The following is a 24,545-nucleotide window of genomic DNA, read 5'->3' as shown; positions in this document are numbered from 1 at the left end:
CCGTTCGGCTGAGCCGACGAGTACGTCCCCGGCAAAGTATCAGTCAGCGACTTAAATCGTCAAGACACTGACTTAAACTGTCGAAACATGCTGTCTGGAAAGAGCATTGAAGAAGTCAGCGGCGGGACGGAGGCAGCCAGCCCCGCCACCCACTGAGTGGGACCCGCGTCACAGGACGCCGTCCGGGTGGGACTAAGGTCCCTTCCCCGGGGCGACTTCGCCACCACCCCGACTCCGTCGCGAACGCCACCGCCAGGCACCTCCCTCACGACTTCCTCACGACGACGAGCCGATCTGCGCCTCAGTGCTGCCCTGCGCGGCCGTCGCCGCTCGATATACGAAACGAAGGACCACGATGGCGCTAGCCCTCACTCCTGTTCACGGCAAGATTCCACGAGCTCGCATCTTCGCCGTGCTCGCCGTGATCATCTTCTTCTCCGAGATCGCAACCTTCGAGATCCTCATGGTGTACCCGGCGATGCCGCACATGGCACCGGCGTTCCAGACGTTGAACATCGCGTGGGTGGTCTCGATCGTCACTCTCACCGGCGCCACGCTCATGCCACTCATCGGCAAGGCGTCCGACCGGCTCGGTAAGAAGCGCGTGATCCTCGGCCTCGCCGCGGTATTCGTGCTCGGCAGCGTCGTGTGCGCGACGGCGACCACGTTCCCCGTGCTGCTCGCCGGCCGAGCCATGCAGGGCGTCCTGGTCGGAATCGTCGCGCTCTCGTACAGCCTCGTGCGCGACATCATGCCGCGCGATTTCGTTCCCGTCGCACTGGGCATGGTCGCGACCGGTATCGGAATGTCCGCGGTCGCGGGCCCGTTCATCGCGGGCTGGCTGATCGACGGATTCGGCTTCCACGGAATCTTCTGGTTCATGGCCGTCTATCTCGCCGCACTGATTCCGCTGTACTGGTCGGTGGTTCCGGAGAGCCCCGTCCGCACCGACCGTCCTGTGGACTACCTCGGCACCGCCCTGCTCGGACCAGGCGTCGCCGTCCTGCTCCTCGGCATCACGAAGGGCAGTTCGTGGGGTTGGTCGGCCACCAGTACCCGCGGGCTACTGCTGGTGGGCGTCGTCATGCTGGTCGCCTTCGTCGCGTGGCAGCGGATCGCGCCGCACCCGCTGATCGACCTGGGAATCCTTTTCGGCCGCAGGTTCGGTCCCACCGTGCTGGCTGTCACCGGGCTCGCGTACATGATGAACGCACATTCGATGTTGATGCCGACGCTGCTGCAGACACCTGCCGGACTCCCGGGAATCTCCTACGGCGCCGGACTTTCCGCCACCCAGTACGCACTGTGGACCTGCCCGCTCGGTATCACCGCCATGTTCGCCGGGCCGTTCGGCGGGTTCCTCGCCAAGAGGATCGGTGCCCGCCAGGTTCTGCTCGGCTCCGGGATCTTCTTCCTGATCACCATGTTCCTGGGCAGCAAGCTGTTGACGTTGCCGTGGCAGGTGGCGCTGCTCAGCGCGATCGCAGGCTTCGCGGTCGGCTTCCTGCACTCGTCGAACGCCAATCTGGTGCAGGACGCACTACCGCCCGAGACCAGCGGCGTGGGAACCGCCATCGCTGGGGTGACGATGCAGCTGTGCTCCGCGATCGCCGTGACGGTCACCGGTGTGGTGATGTCGCACCACGTGCAGGCGGTCGACCCGAAGACCCACGCCGTCCTGTACGCGGACGCGGCGCTCTCCCGCGGCTTCCTCTACGCGGCCGCCGTCGGACTCCTCGGCGTCGTGGTCGCTCTCGTGATGAAGCACGGACGTCGGCCTGCCACCGGCGGCCTGCAGTCACCGCGCGTCGCGGGCGGTCACGCCGAGGTCGAGTCCGGTGCCTCGAGCGCCCCCACCGACATGTCGATCAGATGACGCACGGTCTCGTCGAAGCCGACGTCCACCAGGGTGTTGCCGCCGTTTCGGCGCTGCTCGAAGACCGCGAGGGCCGAGACCGCCATGTTCAGCATCAGGTCCACCCGAATCACCGCGACCCGTCGTGGGAGGTGGTCGAGCGCCCGCATCAGCCGCGTGGAGACCTCGCGACTGACCTCGGTGACGTCGGACAGCTCCGCGTTCGCGATGTCCACCGAAGGCGACACCCGGGCGATGAACTGCGCGTAGTACGAGTCGGTTCCCGACGTGCGGAGGTAGTCGGCGAGCGGCACGACGACAGCTTCGACGAGACCTCGGATGTCTTGTCCGCGGCCCTCCTCGTCCAGCTTGGACAGGAAGGCCGCGCGACTGCGATTGATCTCGCGCATCCGGCGCCGGAAGACCTCGAGCACGAGACCGTCGCGCCCGCCGAAGTGGTACTGCACGGCCGAATTGTTCTTCTGACCGGCCGCGGCGGCAACGTCACGCATCGACACGCCGTCGATGCCACGTTCCGCGAACATCCGCTCGGCGACCTCGATCATCGCGCTCTTCGCGCTTCCGGGATTCGACACGCCGAGAGCGTAGTAAGTCGGCGCTTTAAGGGTCAAGGCGCAGCGGGTACGCTCCCCCGCAGATCCGGCGACGTCGGGCCCGCCCCCTCGAAGCCTCGCAGAGTATGTGCCTCGAAATGGGCTCCGCCGCAATGAATACGACGTTCCGCACTCGTTCCACACCCCCAGAGAGGTGCTCCATGAACCGTCATTCGATCCCCATCGTCCGCACCGATCCACAGATCTCCACGGCGGTCGACTACCGCAACCAGACGGAGCCGTTCAGCCGCCCGCAGCCCGTCCGTCCGCCGTCCGGCGCACCGAACGTCCTGCTGGTGATGCTCGACGACGTCGGATTCGGTGCCCCGTCCGCGTTCGGCGGGCCGTGCCGTACCCCCACCGCGGAACGACTGGCCGCCGACGGCGTCAAGTACACCCGGTTCCACACCACCGCGCTGTGCTCGCCGACGCGGGCCGCGACGCTCACCGGACGTAACCACCACAGCGTCGGCTTCGGCGTGATCGCCGAACAAGCCACGGCGGCGCCCGGTTACAACGGCACCCGACCCGACTCGGCTGCCACGGTTGCCCGCATCCTGCAGGGCAACGGGTACGCGACGGGCGCGTTCGGCAAGATGCACCAGACACCGACATGGGAGATCAGCGAGGCCGGCCCGTTCGACCGGTGGCCCACCCGCGAGGGATTCGACCGCTTCTACGGCTTCCTCGGCGCCGAGTCGGACCAGTTCGCGCCGGTGCTGTACCGGGACTTCACCGTCGTCGATCCGCCGTGCACGCCCGAGGAGGGCTACCACATGTCGGAGGACCTGGTGGACCGGGCGATCGAGTGGATCGAGTCCGTCGGCACCATGGACCCCGACAAGCCGTGGTTCTGCTACCTGCCGTTCGGTGCCTGCCATGCGCCGCTGCAAGTTCCGGACAGCTATCTCGACAAGTACCGCGGAGAGTTCGACCACGGCTGGGACCGGCAGCGAGAGATCACGCTCGAGCGGCAGAAGCAGCTCGGTGTGGTGCCGCCGGAGACCGAACTGGCGCCGTGGTCGGGCGATCTGCCGCACTGGGACGACCTGGACGAGGGCCAGAAGAAGGTCTCCGCCCGCCTGATGGAGCTGTACGCGGCATTCCTCGAGCACACCGACGATCAGGTCGGACGTCTCGTCGACCGGCTGCAGGAGTCGGGCGCGCTCGACAACACGCTGGTGCTCTACATGCTCGGTGACAACGGCGCCTCCGCCGAGGGCGGCATGGAAGGCTCGTTCAACTACCTCGCCGGACTCAACGGCTACAAGCAGACCACCGCCGAGGTGCTCGAACGCTTCGACGAGCTGGGCACCCCCACCAGCTACCCGCACTACCCGGCGTCGTGGGCGCTGGCCCTCGACACTCCGTACCAGTGGGCCAAGCAGGCGGCGTCGCACTACGGCGGCACCCGCAACGGCCTGATCGCGCACTGGCCCAAGGGAATCAGCGAGGCCGGACTCCGCCACCAGTGGCACCATTGCGTGGACATCACGCCGACCATTCTCGAGGCTGTCGGTGTGCCCGCTCCCGATTCGGTCGACGGGGTGCCGCAGAAGCCGATGGAAGGTGTCGCGATGAACTACACCTTCACCGACGCGAACGCGGCGGACCGGCACACCACGCAGTACTTCGAGATCTACGGCAACCGCGGCATCTACGACAACGGCTGGACGGCGGTGACGCTGCACCGCGCCCCGTGGCTGATGGCGACGTACGGGCTGCAACTGCCGACGTTCGACGAGGATCGGTGGGAGCTGTACGACACCAGCGTCGACTGGTCGCAGGCTCGCGACCTCGCCGACGAGTTCCCCGAGAAGCTCGCGGAGCTCCAGCAGAAGTTCCTCGTCGAGGCGGCCCGGTACCAAGTGCTGCCGCTCGACGACCGCACCGTGACCCGCAACGCCGCACCCGCGGACCGGCCGCCGCATCCGCTGCGCGGACGCACGAGCATCACGCTGTACCCGCACATGAACGGCCTGCCGGAGAAGGCGGCACCGCCGTTCTTCAACCGGTCGTACGTCCTCACCGCGTCCCTCGAGACCGGCGGCGAGCCGTGCGAGGGTGTGCTGGCAAGCGTCGGGGGCAGCTTCGGCGGCCTGGCGTTGTACGTCGCGGCGTCGAAGCCGGTGTTCTGCTACAACTTCAGCGGCGGCGGCACGACGTTCGTGCGACCGGACGTGGAGCTGACCGCGGACACCCGCGAGGTGCGCCTCGAATTCGATTACGACGGAGGCGGAATCGGTCTGGGCGGAGTGGCGCGACTGTTCGTCGACGACGTCGAGGTGGGCAGCGGCCGCGTCGAGCAGACGACTCGCGCGATCTTCAGCATGAACGAACAGCTGGACATCGGCGTCAACCGCGGCAGCCCGGTGTGCGAGGACATCGTGGGCCGCTTCGCGTTCACCGGGCGTCTTCACCACGTCCGCGTCGACCTCCCGGGCGAGGGCCGTCCCGAGACGGCCGACGAGCGCCGGCGCGTGGCGCTGGCGACGCACTAGGCGCTTCGCGCCCGTGCGCCTTTCTGGTAGTCCCCACTACCGAAAAGGCGCACGGGCCCTCCGGGCCTGCTCGAGTGCCCGGAAGATCGCGCCGGCAGCCTGACGCACCGGCGCGCCGTGCGCCTGACTGAACTGGACACGAGAGGGCCGCCCGCAGATCGAGATGCCGGCCCGCAGTTCGCCACGGGTGTCGATCGGTGCCGCGATGATGTTGATGCCCCCACCCTCCCCGCTGGACTCGAAGGCGAGGCCCTGAGCGCTGGACGCGAGGAGACTCCTCCCGATCGCCGACCGGTGGGCAGGCTGACGGCTACCCGGCCGGCTGGGAAGCTGCTGCGCCAGGCTCCCTCCCACCCTTTCCAGGTACAGGACGTCCGGGCCGTCGAGAACTCCCAGGAAGACGACGTGCCCCGTGGTGCGGTGAAGCCAGTGGACGATCGGCGTCGCGGCCACGCTCAGACTGTTGCGCTGCAGGGCAAGCGATCCGAGCTCCATCAGCCGGGGACCGAGCTCGTAGGCACTGCCGTGACGCTGCAGCCACTTCATCGCCACCAAGCGCTCGAGAATTCGGTAGGACGACGTCCGCGGGATTCCGGTGTGCGCGGCCAGCTCGGCCAGCGTCATCTGGCCACGGCCCGTATCGAACGCGCCCAGCACCGCGGCTACCCGATCGAGCAGCGTGGACGGTGGTGGAGCTGAGCGCATGGCGGTTTGCCTCACTGTGATGCGACGCGGGGAACGAGAGACGCGGCGAACGGACGGCCCGGGTTCGCGAGTGGGGCGACCACAGCATCGAGAAGATTCGATTCACACCCGCGGATCCCGACCGATATCGAATATTGAACCTTCATTCAGCGAATGCTAACACGCACTTTCGGCCGGTCAAGTGTTCACTGCATGGAACAGATCCTTGAGTCCGAACGCAGCTTTGAACGATCATTCATCTCGAGATCCGAACCCGCACTCGCACTTGTGACGCAACTACAAGGAGGATTCCGGTGGGACCGTTCGCCGTACCCGACGTCGATTTCGGACTCGGAAAGCTGCATCACGTCGGCATCGTCGTGCCGGACTCCGAAGCCGCGGTGCAACACTTCGAAGACCTCTATGGCCTCCCGATACGTCTGCTGCCGGAGTCGCACTACCACTGCCGGATCGACGGCATCGCGCACTCGACGGTCCAGCGCCTCGGACTCAGCATCGACGGCCCCCCACACGTGGAGTTGCTCCGCGAAATCCCTGAAACTTCCGTATGGCAGCCCCATTCGGGGGTACATCACCTCGGATTCGTGGTCGACGACCTGGCCGCGGCGTCGGCGGCCCTCGCACGTCGCGGGGCACCACTGTGGATGGGCGGGCTCGGTGACGGTCGGTGCCCGGTCGGCACCGCCTATCACCGCGACGCACTGGGGCTGACCATCGAACTACTCGACGCTGAGACCGCCGCACGGTTGGCCTCCCGGCTCGACGACGCTCGATGACGCACAGGACCGCCGGCGAAATAGCACAGCCGCGAACCATTACAGAACATCGGTGACCACTCAATGGAACAAAAAGAATTCACGTCCGGAGGGCCTTTATGAGAATGCACGGCAAAGTTGCGCTGGTGACCGGGGCGGCGCAGAGCCAGGGACGCAGTCACGCCGTGGCGATGGCATCCGAGGGGGCCGACGTCATCGCGCTCGACATCTGCCGACAGATCGATCTCGTCCCCTACCCGATGGGAACCTCCGAAGGACTTGCCGAGACTGCTCGCCTGATCGAAGCGGCAGGCCGGCGCGTGCACGCTGCAGAGGTCGACGTGCGGGACCGAACCGCCCTCGAGCGGGCCGTCGCGAAAGGCGTCGACGAGCTCGGCCGACTCGACGTCGTCGTGGCGAACGCCTCCATTTGCACGGTGCAACGGCACGAGGACGTGACCGACGAAATCTGGAGAACGACGCTCGACGTCAACCTCACCGGCGTGTGGAACACCTGCGCCGCCACCATCGCGCACCTGGAAGCCACCGGCGGAGGGAACATCGTCGTCATCGGGTCGACGGCGAGCACGGTCGGGCTGCCGTTCTACGCGCCATACACGGCGGCGAAGCACGCCCTCACCGGCCTGTGCAGGTCGCTGGCGCTCGAATTGGCCGACCGGAACATACGGGTGAACATGATCAACCCCACCGGGGTCGACACGCCACAGGGGCACTCGCAGGTACTTCCCGAACTGCTGGCCGAGCGTCCCGACCTCGCCCCCATCTTCGTCAATTCGCTGCCCGTCGAACGCATCGATGCGTCCGACGTGACGAACGCGCTCATGTACCTCGCATCCGACGACGCGCGGTACGTCACCGGCATCTCGCTGCCGGTCGACGCCGGATCGACCATTCGCTGAACCCACTCGACCGTCAACCACCGCAGACACTTCGACCGACGAGGAGATTCCATGACCAGGGTTGTCTACGCCCGCAGTGTCCACGACGAGCGCGAGATCGAGGCCTGCCTCGAGGTCTTGCGTGGTGGTCCGTTCGCGCTGAAGATCGGCAAGAACGTCGCCGAGATGGAGCGCAAGGTCGCCGACCTGTACGGCAAGAAGCTGGGCCTGATGTGCAACTCGGGATCGTCCGCGCTGTACCTGGCGCTCGAGCTGCTGGATCTGCCCAAGGGCTCCGAGGTGATCACCTCGCCGCTGACGTTCTCGACGGACGTCTCGCCGATCGTGCGGGGCGGCTGGATCCCGGTGTTCGTCGACGTCGAGCCCGACACCTACAACGTCGACGTCGGCAAGATCGAGGAGCTGATCACCGACAAGACCAAGGCGATCCTGGTGCCGAACCTCGCCGGCAACGCCCCCGACTGGGACGTCATCCGCGAGATCGCCGACAAGCACGACCTCGAGGTCATCGAGGATTCGTGCGACTGCATCGGAACCACCCTGCGCGGCACCAAGACCGGCTCGCGCTCGGACATCACGGTCACCAGTTTCGCAATGGCGCACATCATCACGGCCGCCGGCAACGGCGGCATGGTGTGCCTCGACGACGAGAAGCTGCGCGACAAGGGCCTGATGCTGCGCCGCTGGGGGCGGCGGTCCGAGCCGCACCTGTTCGGGTCCGAGCAGGCTCGCACCGGGCGCGTCTTCCGTGAGGACCTCGACGGCGTCGCGTACGACAACGACTTCATCTTCGACGTCCTGCCGTGGAACTTCGAGCCGTCGGAGCTCGGTGCCGCGTTCGGACTGGTCCAGTTGAGCAAGCTCGACACCAATTACAAACGGCGAGCACAGATCTTCGAGGCCTTCTCGGCGGCCTTCGGTGCCTACCCGAGCCTCTTCCGCCTGCCGAGGCAGCTCGAGGAATTCCGAACTGCGTGGCTGTGCTACCCGGTGACGGTCCGCGAGAACGCCGGGTTCAGCCGTTCCCAACTCCAGGAGTCGCTCGAAGCTGCGGGCATCGATACCCGAACGGTCTGGAGCGGCAACGTCACCCGGCACCCGATGATGCGTAATGTCGAGTACCGCATCCCCGAGGGCGGGCTGCCCTTCGCGGACGAGGTGTTCGAGCGCGGCATGTCGCTCGGCATGAGCCACGGCATGAGCGACGAGGAACTCGACCACGTCGTCGCCAGCATCCACGCGTTCGCATCGCGGTTCGCCGCTCCGCAGGAAGGCTTGTGATGGATGCCCGGCATGCCGTGGTGACGGGCGGGTCGAGCGGGATCGGGGCGGCCGTCGTCGACCGGTTCCTCGCGCGGGGACTACGAGTCAGCGTGTTCGATCTCGACGTACCTGCCGCACGCGTGGAGGGCGTCGACTACTACACGGTGGACGCGACCGACGGCACCGCCGTGGAGTCGGCGATGCTCCGCGCGAGCACTCGGGCGCCGCAGCCCGACGTACTCGTGACCTGCCACGGAATCCGCGGGGCCTACGTTCTCGCGCTCGAGATGGATCCCGAACGTGTGCGACGAGTCTTCGACGTCCACGTCATGGGAACCCTACTGGTCGCCTCGGCGTTCGCACGCCCGCTGGTCGAGGCCCGCAGGCCCGGGTCGATCGTGACGATCTCGTCGACGACGGCGTGCGGCGGCTGGGAACGGCAGGCCGACTACGGCCCGGCGAAAGCCGCTGTCCAGCAACTGAGCAAGAATCTCGCAATCGAGTGGGCACCTCTTCTTCGCGTCAACAGCGTCGCGCCCGGGCACACCCTGACGCCGATGGTCCAGGAGATGATCGATCAGGGCTACGACGTGTCCGCCACTGTGAAACGCACGCCGCTGGATCGCATGTGCGAGCCCGAGGAGATGGCGCGATCGATCGAGTACCTCGCGCTCGACGCGAGCTTCGTGACCGGCGTGTGCCTGCCCGTCGACGGTGGGTGGACGGCGGTCGGCAAATGATCACCACCCGCCTTCCGGTCCGTCGACTCGGCGACCTTCTCCTGCCTGCCATCGGGTTCGGTTCCATGACCATCACGCAGGTTCCGGGGTACGACGTCGAGCGCGGTCGGCGGGCGGTGCACACCGCACTCGACGTCGGCGTCCGATTGTTCGACACCGCCGACGTGTACGGGCCCGCGCGCGGCGGCGACGGCGTCAACGAGTTGGCACTCGCCGATGCGCTACGGCGATGGCCGGGCCCGCTCGACGACGTCGTCGTGGCCACGAAAGGGGGCCACCTGCGGTTCGCCGAGACCGACACCTGGTGGACGGACGGTCGCCGCGAGCATCTGCGCAAGGCCTGCATCGCGTCGATCCGACGACTCGGACTCGACCCGCTCCCCCTCTACCAACACCACCGACCGGATCCCCAGATTCCGTACGAGGAGTCGATGCTCGCGCTCCGTGACCTCCACGACGAGGGTTTGGTGGCGCGGGTCGGTATCTCCAACGCCGACGTCCGCCGAATCGATATCGCGCAGCAGATCCTGGGTGACGCTCTGGTGGCGGTACAGAACGAGTACTCCCCCAGCGCCAGATCCGCCGAGGTCGAGATACGAGCCTGCGAGGACCGAGGTCTCGCCTTTCTGTCCTGGGGCCCCTTCGGGGGTATGAGACAAGCGAAGAGCCTTGGCGGAGCGGGCTCTCCGTTCGAAGCGATCGCACGAGCTCGCGGCGTCAGCCCCCACCGCGTCGCACTCGCATGGCAGCTTCACCGATCGCCGGTGGTGATCCCCATCCCCGGTGCCTCGCGGGCGGAATCCGTCGTCGATTCCGTTGCAGCGGCAACCTTCGAGTTGTCTGCCGACGAACTCGCGCTGCTCGACGGTCCGAGCGAACCACCCCGACCAAGCGATGACCGGAGGCCGACCGAGCCGCATCGCGGAGAGCGACACGTCCCATGACCAGACAGATGCATCTCGCCGTTTTCGCGCAAGGCGTCGGCGTCGGACAGTCCGTATGGCGTTCGAGACGAACAGATCCCGCGAACATGCACACGCTCGACCACTGGGCTGCGGTGGCCCGGTCGGCCGAACGGGGCTGCTTCGACGCCTTCTTCGTCGCCGATGCGCTGAACCTGTCCCCCGCGATCGCCGCCGACGCCACCGACCGACCCGATCCGATCGCCGTGCTCGCGGCGCTGTCGGCCGTCACGGAGAAGATCGGTCTGATCGGCACCAGTTCGACCACGTACAACGATCCGTTCACCGTCGCGCGCCAGTTCGCCACTCTCGACCATCTGAGCAACGGGCGGGCCGGTTGGAACATCGTGACCACCGCGATTCCCGCCGCCGCCGAGAACTACGGCTCCGCCAAGCTCCCGGACCACGAGGATCGCTACGCTCGCGGAGAAGAGTTCGTCGACGTGGTCCGGGCCCTCTGGGAAGGTTGGGACGAGGACGCCATCGTCGGCGACCGGGCGTCCGGCGTGTGGGCGGACCCGAGCAAGGTTCGCCGCATCGATCATCGGGGCAAGTTCTTCGAGGTCGCGGGCCCACTGACGATCCCTCGGTCCCCGCAGGGCCGGCTCCCTCTGGCGCAAGCGGGATCGTCCCCCACCGGCATGCGACTGGGCGCGCGTGTCGCGGACCTCGTGTTCACCACCCAGCACGAACTGTCCGAGGCGAGGGAATTCGCCGACCGGATGCGGAGCCTGGTGTCGGCCGCAGGCCGGACCACCGACGCCGTGAAGATCCTTCCGGGGGTGACGCCCATCGTCGGCAGAACCGACGCCGAGGCCCGTGAGCTGGCGATCGAACTCGGATCCCACATCGACGACGGGACCACACTGAAATTCCTGAACCAGTCGTTCGGCGGCATCGACCTGTCCCGATTCGACCTAGACGGGCCCTTCCCCGATCTACGAGAGTCTCTGCCCGCCAACGCGAGCGTGTCGCGGCCGAAGCTCTTCACCGAGATCGCGCTGCGCGAGGGGCTGACCGTCCGGCAGTTGGCACAGCGCGTCGGCCTGAGCATCGGACACCGCACCTTGGTCGGCTCCCCCGACACCGTCGCCGACGACCTCGAGCGCTGGTTCCGGTCGGGCGCCGCTGACGGGTTCATCGTGCTGCCCGCCGATCTACCGACCGGGCTCGACGAATTCGTCGACGATGTGGTCCCGCGCCTCCAGGACCGCGGACTGCTCCGCAAGAAGTACGCCGGTGACACGCTCCGCAGTCACCTCGCCGAGCACTGATCGCGAGTCTCCATCCGCATCCGGACACCCGCCGCATCCGGACACCCGCAGGAACGGCCCCCGAACCGGACGGTTCGGGGGCCGTTGCAGCGACTGCGGGGCCTCACCGGGCGGACGGATCGCCCACCTTCAGGACGTCCCGGATCATCTGCCACAGCTCGAGCCGTGCCGGACCGGTGAGCGACAGCTTGGGAAAGGTGAGAAAGCCGTGGAAGAGGCCGTCGAATCGGTGCGCGACAACCGGCACCCCGTCCGCCGCCAGCCGTTGCGCGTAGTCTTCGCCGGACGAACACGGGGGATCGAGTTCGGCCGTCACGACCAGTGCGGGGGGCAGCCCCGCGAGCGTCGCCGCCCGGGTGGGAACCACGTACTCGCTCGACCGGTCCTCAGGCGCGTACTGATCCCAGTACCAACGCATCGCATCGGTCGTGTTGTAGTAGCCCACTCCGTATTTCGTGTACGACTCGGTCGTGAAGTCGTCGTCGATGACCGGATAGACGAGGATCTGTGCCGCGATCCGGGGCGCTCCCCGGTCCCGCGCGGCCAGCGCCACCGTGGCGGCCAGATTTCCACCCGCGCTGTCGCCCGCGAGAGCGATCCGGGTGGGGTCGCCCCCGTACTCGCCGGCGTTGTCCGCAGTCCACACCAGGGCGGCGTAGACGTCTTCCATCGCGGCGGGCGCCCGATGCTCCGGCGCCAGCCGGTAGTCGACCGAGACGATCACGGCGTCCACGGCGTCCGCCATCGACCGGCAGAACTCGTCGTGGGAATCGAGGTCGCAGAACACGAACCCGCCACCGTGCGCGAAGACGATGACCGGCAGCGGGTCGTTCGACTCCGAATGCGGTACGTAGACACGCAGCTTCAGGTCCCCGCCCGGTCCGTCGATGGTGACGTCGCGGACGGTCTCCATGTCGGGCTGGTACGCCAACGGTGCCCGGCGAGAAGCGATCACCTCACGAAGCTCCGCCGCCGGGAACTTGGTGACGTCCGGAAATCCTGCCTCGAGCACAGCAAGCATGGACTCCACGTCCGGGTGCAAATCAGGTCGGCGATCCACTGCCACGTCACAGTTCCTCTCTCGTCACGCAACCGGCTCGACTCGGCGGCAGTCACACGGCCGCCGGACCGGGCTGAGCCGACTCCTCGCGACGCCACCTTTCAGCAGCGCGTGGACGCCCGCAATACCGGCGTCCCAGCGTGCGGGAAACTCTCGTGTCCTACGCGGTCAGCACCAGTCCCGAGGTGGGAACGCCGGTTCCGGCGGTGACGAGGACGTTCTCGACACCCGGCACCTGATTGACGGAGGTACCCCGGATCTGACGGACGCCCTCGGCGATGCCGTTCATACCGTGGATGTACGCCTCGCCGAGTTGACCGCCGTGTGTGTTGATCGGCAGCCGGCCCCCCAGTTCGATCGCACCGTCGGCGATGAAGTCGCGCGCCTCGCCGCGGCCGCAGAAACCGAGTTCCTCGAGCTGCATCAGCACGTACGGCGTGAAGTGGTCGTAGAGCACCGCGGTCTGCATGTCCGACGGCCGCAGTCCCGACTGCTCCCACAGTTGATCGCCGACCAGGCCCATCTCGGGCAGACCCGTCAGGCCGTCACGGTAGTAGCTCGTCATGATGTACTGGTCCGGCCCACTGCCCTGCGCCGCCGCCGCGATCACGGCCGGCTTGTTCGGCAGATCCGCGGCCCGCTCCGGCGAGGTGACGACGATGGCGATGCCGCCGTCGGTCTCCTGGCAACAATCCAGCAGATGCAGCGGTTCGGCGATGAATCGCGAGTTCTGGTGATCCTCGAGCGTGATCGGCTTGCCGTAGAAGAAGGCGTCGGGATTGACCGCTGCATGCTTGCGGTCGGCGACCGCGACGCGGCCGAAATCCTCACTCGTGGCGCCGTACACATGCATGTAGCGCTGCGCGACCATCGCCACGAACGACGCGGGGGTCCCCAGACCGTGCGGGTAGGAGAACGCGTTGTCGGTGCCCGACGAGTTCACCTGCTGCACCAGCCCGGTGTTGACCTGGCCGAAGCGCGCACCCGAGCGCTCGTTGAATGCGCGGTACGCCACCACGACGTCCGCGACGCCCGTCGCGACCGCCATCGCGGCCTGCTGGATGGTGGCGCACGCCGCGCCGCCACCGTAGTGGATGCGACTGAAGAACTTCAGGTTCGGGATACCCACCGAACGAGCAACGGCTGCTTCGGTGTTGGTGTCCATCGTGAACGACGTCAGACCGTCGACGTCGGACGGCTTCAGACCCGCGTCGTCGAGCGCGGCCCGCACCGCCTCGGCAGCCAGGCGCAGCTCGCTGCGGCCCGAATCCTTCGAGAAGTCGGTGGCCCCGATGCCGACGATCGCGGCCTTCCCGGACAACCCGCTCATGCCCGTCCTCCGTCCGAATCGTCGTTCATCACGAGTGTGACCGTCGACGTGATGTGATCGCCGAGACTGTCCTTGCCGACCACCTTGACCGTGACCAGACCGTCCTCCGCCGCGACGACCTCACCGGAAAGGTGGAGCGTGTCGTACGCGTACCACGGCACACCGAGGCGCAACTTGATCGAGGTGAGGCGGGCTCGCGGGCCCGCCCAGTCGGTGACGAACCGCTGCACCAGGCCGGTATCGGTGAGGATGTTGACGAAGATGTCCTTCGACCCGCGCTGCTGGGCCTTGTCCCGGTCGTGGTGCACGTCCTGGAAGTCCCTGGTGGCCAACGCCGTCGAGACGATGAACTTGGGATCGCCGTGGATCGAGAGGCCCGGCAGCTGATCGCCGACCGAGATGTCGAGGGCGCTGGTCATCTCACGACTCCTTCACCGGACGCCACGCGTACAGCGTCCATGGCTCGTTACCGGTCTCGTCATCGCCCGGGAAGTCCAGGAACTGTGCCTGTACCGGCATGCCGACCACGACCTCGGACGGGTCGACGTCGCGCAGTTCGCCGAGCATGCGCACGCCCTCCTCGAGCTCGACGAGCGCCACCACGAACGGCAGCGACCGCCCAGGCACCTTGGGGGCGTGGTGGACGACGAAGCTGAACACCGTGCCGCGGCCGGACGCGACGACGTAGTCGGTGGTCTCGGCCTTGTCCTTCCAGAGCGCGGGCACCGGCGGATGTTGCAGTGAACCGTCCGGCCGCTGCTGGATCCGCAGTTCGTGCGCGGCCACCCCGTCCCAGAAGAACTGGGTGTCGCGCGACGGCGTGGGCCGCATCATCCGCGTCGGATCGAGATCCTCGGGAACCGAAGCACTTTCGAATGCAGGAACGTCCTTGGCCGGCGGCATGAACTTGAGGATGCGGAACATCATCTCGGCGACGATTTCCCCGGTGCCGTCTTCGCGAGCGACCTTCCAGAAGTTGCGTGTCGTGAAGAACCAGCCCTCACCGAGTCCGGTTCGCTTGGGGCCGACGACCTCCTCGAGAGTCGACTCGATCGTCACCTCCTCGCCGGGACGCAGGTAGCGGTGGTAGATCTGGTCGCAGTTGGTGGCGACCACCGACGTGTAGCCGGCGTCGTCGAGGATCTGCGTCATCCGCCCCAGCGGATCGTCCTCCTCGCGCACCGCACCGAGACCGCGCATGGTCCATACCTGCGCCATCGCGGGGGGCGCGACGATCCCGCCGTGGCCGGCGGCGACGGCGGCGTCCTCGTCCACGTAAATCGGGTTCTCGTCGCCGATCGCCTCGAGCCAGTTGCGGATCATCGGCATGTTGATCGGGTCACGGCCCGCGCGGGGCTTGCTCGCGCCGCCCGCCTTGATCTGTTCGGCACCGGCGAGAATCTGTGCGGTCACGTCGTTCTCGGTCATCGCGGCACCTTCGGCAATCCCAGTCCGGCCACCGCGATCAGTTCGCGCATGACCTCGTTGACACCACCCCCGAAGGTGATCACGACGTTGCGCTTGACCTGGACGTCGAGCCAGCGCATGAGCGCCGCCGTCTCCGGATCGCCCGGATCGCCGTGCGCGCCGACGATCTCGTCCACGATCCGGCCCACCCGCTGGATGCGCTCGGTCGCAAAGACCTTGGTGGCCGACGCGTCCGCGATGTCGACGTCACCCGTGGCCGCCGCGACCTGCCAGTTGAGCAATTCGTTGAGGCGGTAGGTGGCGTGGATCTCGCCGAGTCCGCGACGAACGTCGGGCAGGTCCAGCAGTTCCCGCTTCGCGGCCCAGTCGTACACCTTCTCGTAGAGACCCGCCACACGCCCGGCCGGTCCGAGCATGACGCGCTCGTGATTGAGCTGGGTGGTCAGCAACCTCCAACCCTTGTTCTCCTCGCCGACCAGCATGCTCGCCGGAACCCGGACGTCGGAGTAGTACGTGGCGTTGACGTGGTGCGCGCCGTCCGCGGTAATGATCGGGGTCCACGAGAACCCCGGATCCTTGGTGTCCACGATGAGGATGGAGATGCCGCGGTGACGCGATTCGGCCTCGCCGGTGCGGACGGCGAGCCAGATGTAGTCGGCGTCGTGACCACCGGTGGTGAAGATCTTCTGGCCGTTGACGACGTAGTCGTCGCCGTCGCGAACGGCCGTGGTACGCAGCGCCGCGAGGTCGGTGCCGGCGTCGGGCTCGGAGTAGCCGATCGCGAAGTGCACCTCACCGGCAAGGATGGCGGGCAGGAACTTTCGCTTCTGCTCTTCGGTCCCGTACGTCATCAGCGTCGGACCGACCGTCTGCAGTGTCACGGACGGCAGCGGGACATCCGCGCGCACAGCCTCGTTGACGAAGATCTGCTGTTCGATCTCACCGAAGCCGCGGCCCCCGAACTCGACCGGCCAGCCGACTCCGAGCCAGCCGTCCTTGCCCATCCGGCGGATGACCTCACGGTAGGTGGGGCCGTGTCGTTCGGTGAGCATGATCTCGGCCTCGGCCGGCGAGATCAGTCCGGAGAAGTAGCGACGCAGTTCTGCCTGCAGCTCGCGCTGTTCGGGCGTCAGATCGATGAACACCGGGCCCCCACGAGGTCGAGTCGGTACGACGCGCCGCCGACGAGGCGCGCCAGGTCTTTGGCGATGGAGAAGTAGCGGTGCATCGGGTACGTGACGTCCACGCCGATGCCTCCGTGCAGGTGGTGCAGCGTGCGCATCGCCGCCGGGATCTCCGAGGCGATCCAGTACGCCAGTACGTCGAGATCGTCTGCGGCGTCGAGCCCTTCGGCGACCCGCCACGCCGACGCGAGCGCCGAGACGTGCAGCGTCCGCGACGTCACATAGACGTCGGCGATCTGTTGCGCCACGGCTTGGAACGCGGCGAGCGGTTTGCCGAACTGCTCACGCGTGGTGAGGTGGTCGGCGGCCAGGGCGGTGGCGCCGGCGAGGAGGCCGTCGGCGTACGCGCCGATGCTCGCGAGCGCGATCCGGTTCAGCGTCGCGACACCGTCGATGCCGTCACCGAGAACGTCCCCGGCCGGGACACGGACCGCGTCGAGCCGGAGCGAGAACTCCGGTCCGCCGGACGACGTGGCACTCGGGGTGAGCGTGACGCCCGGCGCGTCCGGTGCCACGAGCACCACGCCGGCGTCGGTGGGCACCAGGATGCGGTGCGCGATGTCGGCGAACGGCACCGCGATCTTGTGGCCCGTCACGACGACGTGGTCACCGTCCGCGACGGCCGTCGTCGAGGGCACCGACGGGAACGCGGCACCCTGCTCGGCCAGTGCTGCGGTCAGCACGCGTCCGCCCGCGATGCCGTCGAGCAGCGCGTCCTGCTGCTGGGCCGAGCCGAGCGCGAGCACCGGCAGCACGCCGAACCCCAGGGTCGCCAGCGCCGGAACCGGCGCCGCTCCGCGTCCGATCTCGGTGAGCATCGTCGCGACCTCGAGCACGCCGAGGCCGTCGCCGCCGAGCCGCTCGGGCACCGCGAGGGAGAGCAGGTCCGCTTTCGCGAGCGCCTGCCACAACTCGGGGCTGAAGCCGCCGGTGTCGGCGGGATCGGTGTGCTCGCGGGCCAGCAGGCCCACGACGATCTCCGCCACCGTTTCTTGTGTCTGATCCAGAGAGAAATCCACGTTGCCGATCCCGCCTACGATTTAGAACGTGTTCCAGTTGTATCACCTGCAGGGTAACGGAGAAAGTCCTACACGATCGAGAACATGTTCACCTCCGCCACCGCCCCGTGGGCGACCATCTCTGGGCCGACGAGCCACCCCGCCGGTCCGCCGCCGCTGCCCGACAACTCCTGTTCGGAGTCGACCCGCTCGCGGACGGGTCGGTGTGACCGAGTCGACACGCCACCACCGCGGACCCGGCCGATACGACGACACCCGCCCGGAGCGGCCGGGCGGGTGTCGTTCGCAGCGTCGATCCTTCGTCAGCCGCGGGGCAGACCCAGCAACTGCTCGGCCGCGACGGTGAGCAGGATCTGCGTGGTGCCACCCGCGATGGACAGGCAGCGGGTGTTGAGGAACTCGCGCGTGAGCGGGCCCTCGACCCAGCCGGCCTCTCCCGCGAGCTCGACGGCGAACTCCGCGACCCCCTGACGGTTGCGGACACCGACGAGCTTGCGCACGCTCGACGCCGGACCGGGGTCCTGGCCGTCGAGCTGACGCAGCGTCGTGCGCAGCTCGAGCAGCGAGCCGACGAGCGCCTCGGAGATCAACGCGCCCAGGTGGTCTGCAGTCACGGCGTCGGGCTCGCCCGCCAGCGCGAGCAGATCCTCGACGGCCTTGCCGAGCGACGACCCGCCACTCATCGCGACCCGCTCGTTCGCAAGTGTCGTGCGGGCCAGCTTCCAGCCGCCGTTCACCTCGCCGACGACGCAGTCGTCCGGGATGAACACGTCGTCGAGGAACACCTCGTTGAACAGCGCGTCGCCGGTGATCTCGCGCAGTGGCGAGATCCTGATGCCCGGGGTCTTCATGTCGAGCACGAAGTACGTGATGCCCTTGTGCTTGGGCGCATCCTTGTCGGTGCGGGCCAGGCAGATGCCCCAGTCCGCCTCGCGGGCGAGCGACGTCCACACCTTCTGGCCGTTGAGCTTCCAGCCGCCGTCTACCTTCTCCGCGACCGTCCGCAGCGATGCCAGGTCCGAGCCCGCGCCGGGCTCGGAGAACAGCTGGCACCACGTGATCTCGCCGCGCAGCGTCGGGAGCGCGAACCGTTCGATCTGCTCCGGACTGCCGTGCTCGAGGACGGTCGGGACCGCCCACCAGCCGATGACGAGATCGGGACGCTCGACGCCGGCCGCCGCCATCTCCTCCGCGATCAGGATCTGCTCGGCGGCGCTCGCCCCGCGGCCGTACGGACGCGGCCAGTGCGGCGCGGCGTACCCCGACTCGGCGACCGCGACACGCCGCTCCGACTCGGGTACCGCGGCGAGCGCGGCCACCTCGTCGCGGATCGCGGCCCGCTCCGACTCGAGGTCGGACAGATCGATCGTCAGGTGGCGGCGTGCTCCGGCGCGGGTCAGCTCGGTCACCCGTGCGCGCCAGACGTTGCTGCCGCCCAGGAACTGCTTGTTGGAGACCGCGCGGCGCAGGTAGAAATGCGCGTCGTGCTCCCAGGTGAAGCCGATACCGCCGAGGATCTGGATGCAGTCCTTGGCGTTCTGGACGGCCGCGTCCAGCGCGACGGCCGCCGCCACCGCAGCCGCGACGGGCAGCTCGGAGGTGCCCGAACGACCGGTGTCGGGGTCCGGCAGCGCGTCCTCTGCCGCGACGGCCGCATCCCACGCGACGGCACGCGCCTGTTCGACGCGGCACAGCATCTCGGCACACAGGTGCTTGATCGCCTGGAACGAGCCGATCGGCTTGCCGAACTGCTCGCGGATCTTGGCGTATTCGACCGCGGTCCGCAGGCTCCAGCCCGCCACCCCGGCCGCCTCCGCAGCGACCAGTGTGGCCGCGAGGTCGCGTACGAGGTCCGGCGCGACGCCGGTGACGATCCGATCGGGCGTCACCGCGACGCCGTCGAACCGGATCCGGGCGACGGCGCGACTCTTGTCGAGGATGTCGAGCGACTCGACCGTCAGGCCTGTCGCCGCACCGTCCACGAGGCACCATACGACGTCGGCACCGGAGCGTGCGGGGACGAGCACGGCGACGCCCGGCTCACCGCCGAGGGCGTTGCCCGCGTCGCCGGCGAGCACGAGACCGCCGTCCGCGTCGGGCGTCGCCTCGAGCGCCGGGGCGTCGAGCACCACCGATACCGGCAGTTCACCCTCGGCGATCTGCCCTGCCCACGCCTTCGCCGCGGCACCGTCGCAGCGCCCGAGCACGAGGCCCGCGAGCGCGGTGGGTAGAACGGGACCGCCGACGAGTTCGACGGCCGACTGCTCCAACATCGCGGCCAGATCGACGACCTGTCCGCCGACCCCGCCGACCGACTCGGGAACACCCACGGCGAAGAGCCCCAGCTGCGCCACCGACGGCCAGGTCTGGCGCCAGAAGTCCGCAGGTCCCTCGCGTAAAATGGCTATCGGGGCCGCCGAGCGCGCCCACGCCTGAATCGACTCCTGGACGGCCTTCTGTTCGTCACTCGTGGCGATTGTCACAACGGCTACCCACCTTTCGTGGATGACATATTCATTTAGAACGTGTTCTAATATGCTCGGCCGTCAAGAGTCAAGGCGTGAAGGAAACTGTCGATGACCACCTCATCTCGATCCCGCTCCACCGGGGGTACGGTCTCGACCCTCAGCGAAGACGATCTCAGCTCCAACGCTCAGCGTGAGCGTCGCAAGCGGATCCTCGACGCGACCCTCACCCTCGCATCCAAGGGCGGCTACGAGGCCGTGCAGATGCGTGCGGTGGCCGAGCGCGCCGACGTCGCCGTCGGCACCCTCTACCGCTACTTCCCCTCCAAGGTGCACCTGCTGGTGTCGGCCCTGGCGCGCGAGTTCGAGCGCATCGAGTCCAAGGGCAAGATCCCCCCGGGCCACAGCCCGCTCGAGCGGATGCAGCTCATCCTGGGCCAGATCACCAAGGCGATGCAGCGCGATCCCCTCCTCACCGAGGCCATGACGCGCGCCTTCATGTTCGCGGACGCGTCCGCGGCGGCGGAGGTCGATCAGGTCGGCAAGCTCATGGACACGTTGTTCGCGCGGGCCATCACCGACGGTGAGCCCACCGAGGAACAGCTTGCCGTCGCCCGTGTCATCAGCGATGTATGGCTGTCGAATCTCGTGGCGTGGCTCACTCGTCGCTCGTCGGCAACCGATGTCGCCAAGCGCCTCGAACTGACCGTCGAGCTGCTCCTCGGTGACGGGTCGAAGACCCCGTTCTGACCGGATCCGACGGCCGCAACCCGAACGCAGCGCGCCAGCCCGTCCGCAATCGCTTAGGTTTGAAGCTGTGAGCGCTCTGGATCTGCCGATCGAACTTCGCCGGGCCCTGTCCACCGTGGCCCGGACCCCTCGCCTGCTCGTCGCGTCCGACTACGACGGCACGATGGCGCCGATCGTCAGCGACCCCGAGAAGGCCTATCCCCACGCGGAGTCGGTGCGGGCCCTGCGCGCGCTGGCCGGCCTGGCCGCCACGACGGCCGCCGTCATCTCCGGACGCGCACTCAAGGACCTGGCGACGCTGTCCCGCCTGCCCGCCGAGGTGCAGCTCGTCGGCAGCCACGGCTCGGAGTTCGACGTGGGCTTCGTGCACGCGATCGACGCGAATGCCCGCAAGCTACTGGGCGAGGTCACGGCGGAGCTGTCGCGGATCGCGGACCTGCATCCCGGCGTCACCGTGGAGACCAAGCCGGCCAGCGCCGCGCTGCACGTGCGCAACGCCAGTCCCGAGGTGGGTGCGAAGGCACTCGCCGCTGTGCACGCCGAGGCGGCCCTGTGGACCGGCGTGCAGGTGACCGAGGGCAAAGCCGTCATCGAGCTCGCGGTCGTCGCGACCGACAAGGGCAACGCGCTCGACATCCTGCGCCACCAGGAGGCCGCGACAGCTGCGGTCTTCTTCGGCGACGACGTCACCGACGAGAAGGCGTTCGGGCGCCTCCAGGGTCCCGATCTGGGCATCAAGGTGGGCGAGGGCGAGACCCGCGCCCAGTACCGCGTCGAATCCACCGAAGACGTCGCGGCCGCGCTGGCGTTCCTGCTCGAGGAACGGCGCACGTGGCTCTCGGGAGCCGACGCTCCACCGATCGAACGCCTGACGATGCTCGCCAGCCCTCGCTCGGTCGCTCTCATCACGCCCGACGCGAACATGACCTGGCTGTGCCATCCCGAACCGGATTCGGCGGCGGTGTTCGCACACCTACTCGGAGGCACCGAGGCCGGCCACTTCAGCGTCGGCCCACAGCGAGAGGCGCTGCCGCTGAGCCAGCAGTACCTCGACGGCACCATGACGGTACAGACCCGCTGGGCCAGCCTCACGGTCACCGATTACCTGCCGCACGACGTCCAGCCGAGCCGCACCGACCTGACCCGCGTCATCACCGGGCGCGCGAAAGCGGTCGTCAGCTTCGCACCCCGCCCGGAGTTCGGTCAGGTTCAGGTACAACTCGAACCCGACACCGACGGGCTGCGGGTCTCGGGCACGAGCGAGCCGATGGTGCTGCGTTCCCCCGGCGTGCACTGGGACATCACCAGCGACGGCACCCAGCAGACCGCACACGCGGTCGTGGACCCGTCGCAGGGCCCGATTGTTCTCGAACTGCGTTGCGGTACAGAGGATCTGAGCCCATCCCTACTGTCGGAGCCCGAGCGCCGGGAGATCGCCGAGTCCTACTGGCGAGACTGGGCGCACACGCTCGATCTGCCGCCCCTCAAACCGGACCTGATGAAGCGGTCGGCCCTGACGCTACGCGGACTGGTGCACGCACCGAGCGGATCGATCCTCGCAGCTGCCACGACATCGCTGCCCGAGGAGATCGGGGGCGTTCGTAACTGGGACTATCGCTACTGCTGGCTGCGCGACGCAGCACTCACCGCGTCGGCCCTCGTCAGCCTCGGATCGCTGGAGGAGGCCGAGAACTACCTCGAATGGGTGCACGGGGTGCTCGAGACGCTCCACGGCCCGGAGCGGTTGCACCCCCTCTACACGCTGTACGGAACCGGCCTACCGCCCGAGGCGGTCATCGACTCACTCCCCGGATACGCGGGTTCCCGTCCGGTGCGCGTCGGCAACGCCGCGAACCAGCAGGTCCAGCTGGATGTGTTCGGTCCGATCGTCGACCTGATCTCCGATCTAGCCCTGGCCCGGCAGAAGAAGGGCATGGCCGGATCGGATGCGGTCACCGACCGCGACTGGGAACTGGTCTCCGCCATGGTCGAGGCCGTGGAGCGTCGCTGGAGCGAACCGGACCACGGCATCTGGGAGATCCGCGACAACCCGCGCCACCACGTGTACTCGAAGGTGATGGGTTGGCTCACCGTCGATCGCGCGCTCACCCTCGCCGAGAAGTTCGGCCGTCGGGCGGGCGAGTCGTGGCCGGCGCTGCGCGACGAGATCGCCGAGGAGGTCATCGAGAAGGGGTGGAACGCCGACGTCGAGTCGTACACCGCCGCCTACGACGGCAGCGACCTGGACGCCGCGACCCTGCACATCGGCCTGTCCGGGCTGATCGACCCGCAGGACGAGCGGTTCGCGGCGACGGTGCTGGCGACGGAGCGGGAGTTGCGCAGCGGGTCGACCGTGTATCGGTACCACCACGACGACGGACTGCCGGGCATCGAGGGCGGCTTCCATCTGTGCGCCGCCTGGCTGGTGGAGGCGTACCTGCTGATCGGGCAGCGCTCCGACGCGGAGGCGTTGTTCAAGCAATTGGTGAACGCGGCGGGCCCGACCGGCCTGCTGGCCGAGGAGTACGACCCGGTGGCCGAGCGCTCGTTGGGCAACCATCCGCAGGCGTACAGCCACCTGGGCCTGCTGCGGTGCGCACAGTTGCTGAGTGCGGACGCGAAGGTTCGCTAGGGCTCGGGCGGGGAGGCCGCGGTGTGCCCGCGCACCAGTTCGGTCTCGAGCATCTCGACTGTCGTGACGCCCGAGTCCGACCCGGACATCAGCAGCGCGCCGGCGCGGCGGCCCTTGTCCTCCTGCGGTTGACGCACCGTGGTCAGGCCTTCGCGTAGTGCCTCCTCGATCCCGTCGAAGCCGGTGATCGACACTCGGCCCGGAACGTCGAGGCCCTCGCAGCGTGCCCAGTCCAGCGCACCGAGCGCGAGCACGTCGGTGGTGCACACGAGTGCCGTGATCTTCGGGTTGACCGCGAAGGCCTGCGCGGCCGCGGAGTGCCCGGACTGCGCGGTGTGCTCGAAGCGTTCGACGACCGTGAGCGACGACGGGTCCAGACCGGCGTCGGACATCGCGTCCCGGACGCCGGCGATCCGCTCGCGCTGGACGTGGAAGTTGGGGGCGTGCAGACGTTCCCCCTGCACGACGCCGTCCGCGCGATCCCGACCGAGCCGCATGCACAGCACGCCGATCTCCACGTGTCCGAGCGTGATGAGGTAGTCGGCGACCTTCCGCATGGCGCCCCGGTCGTCGATCCCGACGAGCGACGCGCCCGACATTTCCCGGGGCTGGTCGCAGATGACGGTCGGCAGGTGCCGCTCCCGCACCGCGGCCAGGTAGGGGTCGTCGTCGGCCACGGAGTACACGACGAAACCGTCGACACCGGCCTGCTGCACCACCGCGGCGGCGTCGACGTCGTCGCGCCCGGGCCCGGCCGGAACGAGCAACAGGCCCTGGCCGGCGGCTTCGCAGGATTCGGCGAGGCCCGCGAGGAAACTCATCGCGGCGGGATCGCGGAAGGAGTAACTGAGGGCCTCGGTCAGCAACAGGCCCACGGCACCGGCGCGGCGGGTGCGCAACGAGCGGGCGACCGGGTCGGGCCCGGGATAGCCTCGGCGCTTCGCCGCTTGCAGCACACGTTCGCGGAGTTCAGCCGACAGCTGGTCGGGACGGTTGTACGCGTTGGAGACGGTCGTCCGCGAGACCTTCAACTCGGCGGCGAGCGACGCCAGAGTGGCTTGGCGACGTGGCTGTCGAGACCTTGGCAT

The 24,545-nt window shown here is 68.1% G+C and carries 21 protein-coding genes; 10 read left to right on the top strand and 11 right to left on the bottom strand.

Annotation, left to right across the window (positions count from 1 at the left end):
- Window positions 1-355: 355 nt before the first annotated feature.
- Window positions 356-1,876, top strand: coding sequence for an MFS transporter (locus C7H75_RS03530; RefSeq protein ID WP_106850940.1), 1,521 nt, complete (start codon window positions 356-358; stop codon window positions 1,874-1,876).
- Here the strand turns inward: C7H75_RS03530 and C7H75_RS03525 are convergent.
- Window positions 1,819-2,451, bottom strand: a complete 633-nt coding sequence (locus C7H75_RS03525; protein ID WP_005515626.1) for a TetR/AcrR family transcriptional regulator — start codon at window positions 2,449-2,451, stop codon at window positions 1,819-1,821. The two genes, C7H75_RS03530 and C7H75_RS03525, sit on opposite strands and share 58 nt — an antisense overlap.
- A 179-nt stretch (window positions 2,452-2,630) precedes the next feature.
- On the opposite strand from C7H75_RS03525, the gene C7H75_RS03520 reads away from it, so the two are divergent.
- Window positions 2,631-4,970: an arylsulfatase gene (locus C7H75_RS03520; RefSeq protein WP_084969739.1), complete on the top strand. Its 2,340-nt coding sequence runs from the start codon at window positions 2,631-2,633 to the stop codon at window positions 4,968-4,970.
- 36 nt (window positions 4,971-5,006) lie between these two features.
- On the opposite strand, the gene C7H75_RS03515 is transcribed toward C7H75_RS03520, so the two are convergent.
- Window positions 5,007-5,675: an IclR family transcriptional regulator gene (locus tag C7H75_RS03515; RefSeq protein ID WP_064078768.1), complete on the bottom strand. Its 669-nt coding sequence runs from the start codon at window positions 5,673-5,675 to the stop codon at window positions 5,007-5,009.
- Between the two features lie 293 nt (window positions 5,676-5,968).
- Between C7H75_RS03515 and C7H75_RS03510 the strand changes: the two genes are divergently transcribed.
- The 6 genes from C7H75_RS03510 to C7H75_RS03485 all read left to right on the top strand — a co-directional run bounded on the left by C7H75_RS03510 (window position 5,969) and on the right by C7H75_RS03485 (window position 11,589).
- Entirely contained in the window at window positions 5,969-6,451 is a 483-nt protein-coding gene (locus C7H75_RS03510; RefSeq protein ID WP_013414833.1) for a VOC family protein, read from the top strand.
- Between the two features lie 104 nt (window positions 6,452-6,555).
- Window positions 6,556-7,350 (top strand): mycofactocin-coupled SDR family oxidoreductase, encoded by a 795-nt coding sequence (locus C7H75_RS03505; protein ID WP_005515630.1) that lies wholly within the window; start codon window positions 6,556-6,558, stop codon window positions 7,348-7,350.
- Window positions 7,351-7,401: 51 nt separating this feature from the next.
- Complete coding sequence (locus tag C7H75_RS03500; protein WP_106850939.1) at window positions 7,402-8,631, top strand: DegT/DnrJ/EryC1/StrS family aminotransferase; 1,230 nt, start codon at window positions 7,402-7,404, stop codon at window positions 8,629-8,631.
- A complete protein-coding gene (locus tag C7H75_RS03495; protein WP_106850938.1) occupies window positions 8,631-9,353 on the top strand; it encodes an SDR family NAD(P)-dependent oxidoreductase in 723 nt (240 codons plus the stop codon). The genes C7H75_RS03500 and C7H75_RS03495 overlap by 1 nt, the downstream gene beginning before the upstream one ends.
- Window positions 9,350-10,297, top strand: coding sequence for an aldo/keto reductase (locus C7H75_RS03490; protein WP_064079430.1), 948 nt, complete (start codon window positions 9,350-9,352; stop codon window positions 10,295-10,297). Before C7H75_RS03495 ends, C7H75_RS03490 begins: the two co-directional genes overlap by 4 nt.
- Window positions 10,294-11,589 carry an LLM class flavin-dependent oxidoreductase gene (locus tag C7H75_RS03485; RefSeq protein WP_013414828.1) on the top strand — a complete coding sequence of 432 codons (1,296 nt, stop codon included), beginning with the start codon at window positions 10,294-10,296 and terminating at the stop codon, window positions 11,587-11,589. Before C7H75_RS03490 ends, C7H75_RS03485 begins: the two co-directional genes overlap by 4 nt.
- Before the next feature lie 103 nt (window positions 11,590-11,692).
- On the opposite strand, the gene lipP1 is transcribed toward C7H75_RS03485, so the two are convergent.
- The 8 genes from lipP1 to C7H75_RS03450 form a co-directional block, all read right to left on the bottom strand.
- The gene (gene lipP1, locus C7H75_RS03480) at window positions 11,693-12,649 is read right to left on the bottom strand and encodes a LipP1 family hormone-sensitive lipase (RefSeq protein ID WP_510853447.1); all 957 of its coding nucleotides are present in this window, start codon (window positions 12,647-12,649) and stop codon (window positions 11,693-11,695) included.
- Between the two features lie 160 nt (window positions 12,650-12,809).
- Window positions 12,810-13,979: a lipid-transfer protein gene (locus tag C7H75_RS03475; protein WP_005515647.1), complete on the bottom strand. Its 1,170-nt coding sequence runs from the start codon at window positions 13,977-13,979 to the stop codon at window positions 12,810-12,812.
- Window positions 13,976-14,398 (bottom strand): MaoC family dehydratase, encoded by a 423-nt coding sequence (locus tag C7H75_RS03470; RefSeq protein WP_106850937.1) that lies wholly within the window; start codon window positions 14,396-14,398, stop codon window positions 13,976-13,978. The genes C7H75_RS03475 and C7H75_RS03470 overlap by 4 nt, the downstream gene beginning before the upstream one ends.
- A 1-nt stretch (window position 14,399) precedes the next feature.
- Complete coding sequence (locus tag C7H75_RS03465; RefSeq protein WP_064077737.1) at window positions 14,400-15,407, bottom strand: bifunctional MaoC family dehydratase N-terminal/OB-fold nucleic acid binding domain-containing protein; 1,008 nt, start codon at window positions 15,405-15,407, stop codon at window positions 14,400-14,402.
- Complete coding sequence (locus C7H75_RS03460) at window positions 15,404-16,552, bottom strand: acyl-CoA dehydrogenase family protein (protein WP_081122493.1); 1,149 nt, start codon at window positions 16,550-16,552, stop codon at window positions 15,404-15,406. The genes C7H75_RS03465 and C7H75_RS03460 overlap by 4 nt, the downstream gene beginning before the upstream one ends.
- A complete protein-coding gene (locus C7H75_RS03455; RefSeq protein WP_106850936.1) occupies window positions 16,537-17,610 on the bottom strand; it encodes an acyl-CoA dehydrogenase family protein in 1,074 nt (357 codons plus the stop codon). The genes C7H75_RS03460 and C7H75_RS03455 overlap by 16 nt, the downstream gene beginning before the upstream one ends.
- Before the next feature lie 68 nt (window positions 17,611-17,678).
- Window positions 17,679-17,831: a hypothetical protein gene (locus C7H75_RS25610; RefSeq protein ID WP_157349022.1), complete on the bottom strand. Its 153-nt coding sequence runs from the start codon at window positions 17,829-17,831 to the stop codon at window positions 17,679-17,681.
- Window positions 17,832-17,912: 81 nt separating this feature from the next.
- On the bottom strand, window positions 17,913-20,093 hold the full coding sequence (locus C7H75_RS03450; RefSeq protein ID WP_022594007.1) for an acyl-CoA dehydrogenase family protein: 2,181 nt from the start codon (window positions 20,091-20,093) through the stop codon (window positions 17,913-17,915).
- 93 nt (window positions 20,094-20,186) lie between these two features.
- Here C7H75_RS03450 and kstR point away from each other — a divergent pair, with 93 nt between their 5' ends.
- Both kstR and otsB read left to right on the top strand, forming a co-directional pair.
- Window positions 20,187-20,825 (top strand): cholesterol catabolism transcriptional regulator KstR, encoded by a 639-nt coding sequence (gene kstR, locus C7H75_RS03445; RefSeq protein WP_005515654.1) that lies wholly within the window; start codon window positions 20,187-20,189, stop codon window positions 20,823-20,825.
- 67 nt (window positions 20,826-20,892) lie between these two features.
- Complete coding sequence (gene otsB / locus C7H75_RS03440; protein WP_081122496.1) at window positions 20,893-23,457, top strand: trehalose-phosphatase; 2,565 nt, start codon at window positions 20,893-20,895, stop codon at window positions 23,455-23,457.
- Here the strand turns inward: otsB and C7H75_RS03435 are convergent.
- Window positions 23,454-24,545, bottom strand: a complete 1,092-nt coding sequence (locus C7H75_RS03435) for a LacI family DNA-binding transcriptional regulator (protein ID WP_013414821.1) — start codon at window positions 24,543-24,545, stop codon at window positions 23,454-23,456. The two genes, otsB and C7H75_RS03435, sit on opposite strands and share 4 nt — an antisense overlap.

Origin of the sequence: Rhodococcus (subgen. Prescottella) equi (assembly GCF_003013675.1) — a bacterium.
Lineage (GTDB): Bacteria > Actinomycetota > Actinomycetes > Mycobacteriales > Mycobacteriaceae > Prescottella > Prescottella equi.
Note: the sequence above shows the minus strand (reverse complement) of the source record. Positions and strands in the feature narration are given on the sequence as shown.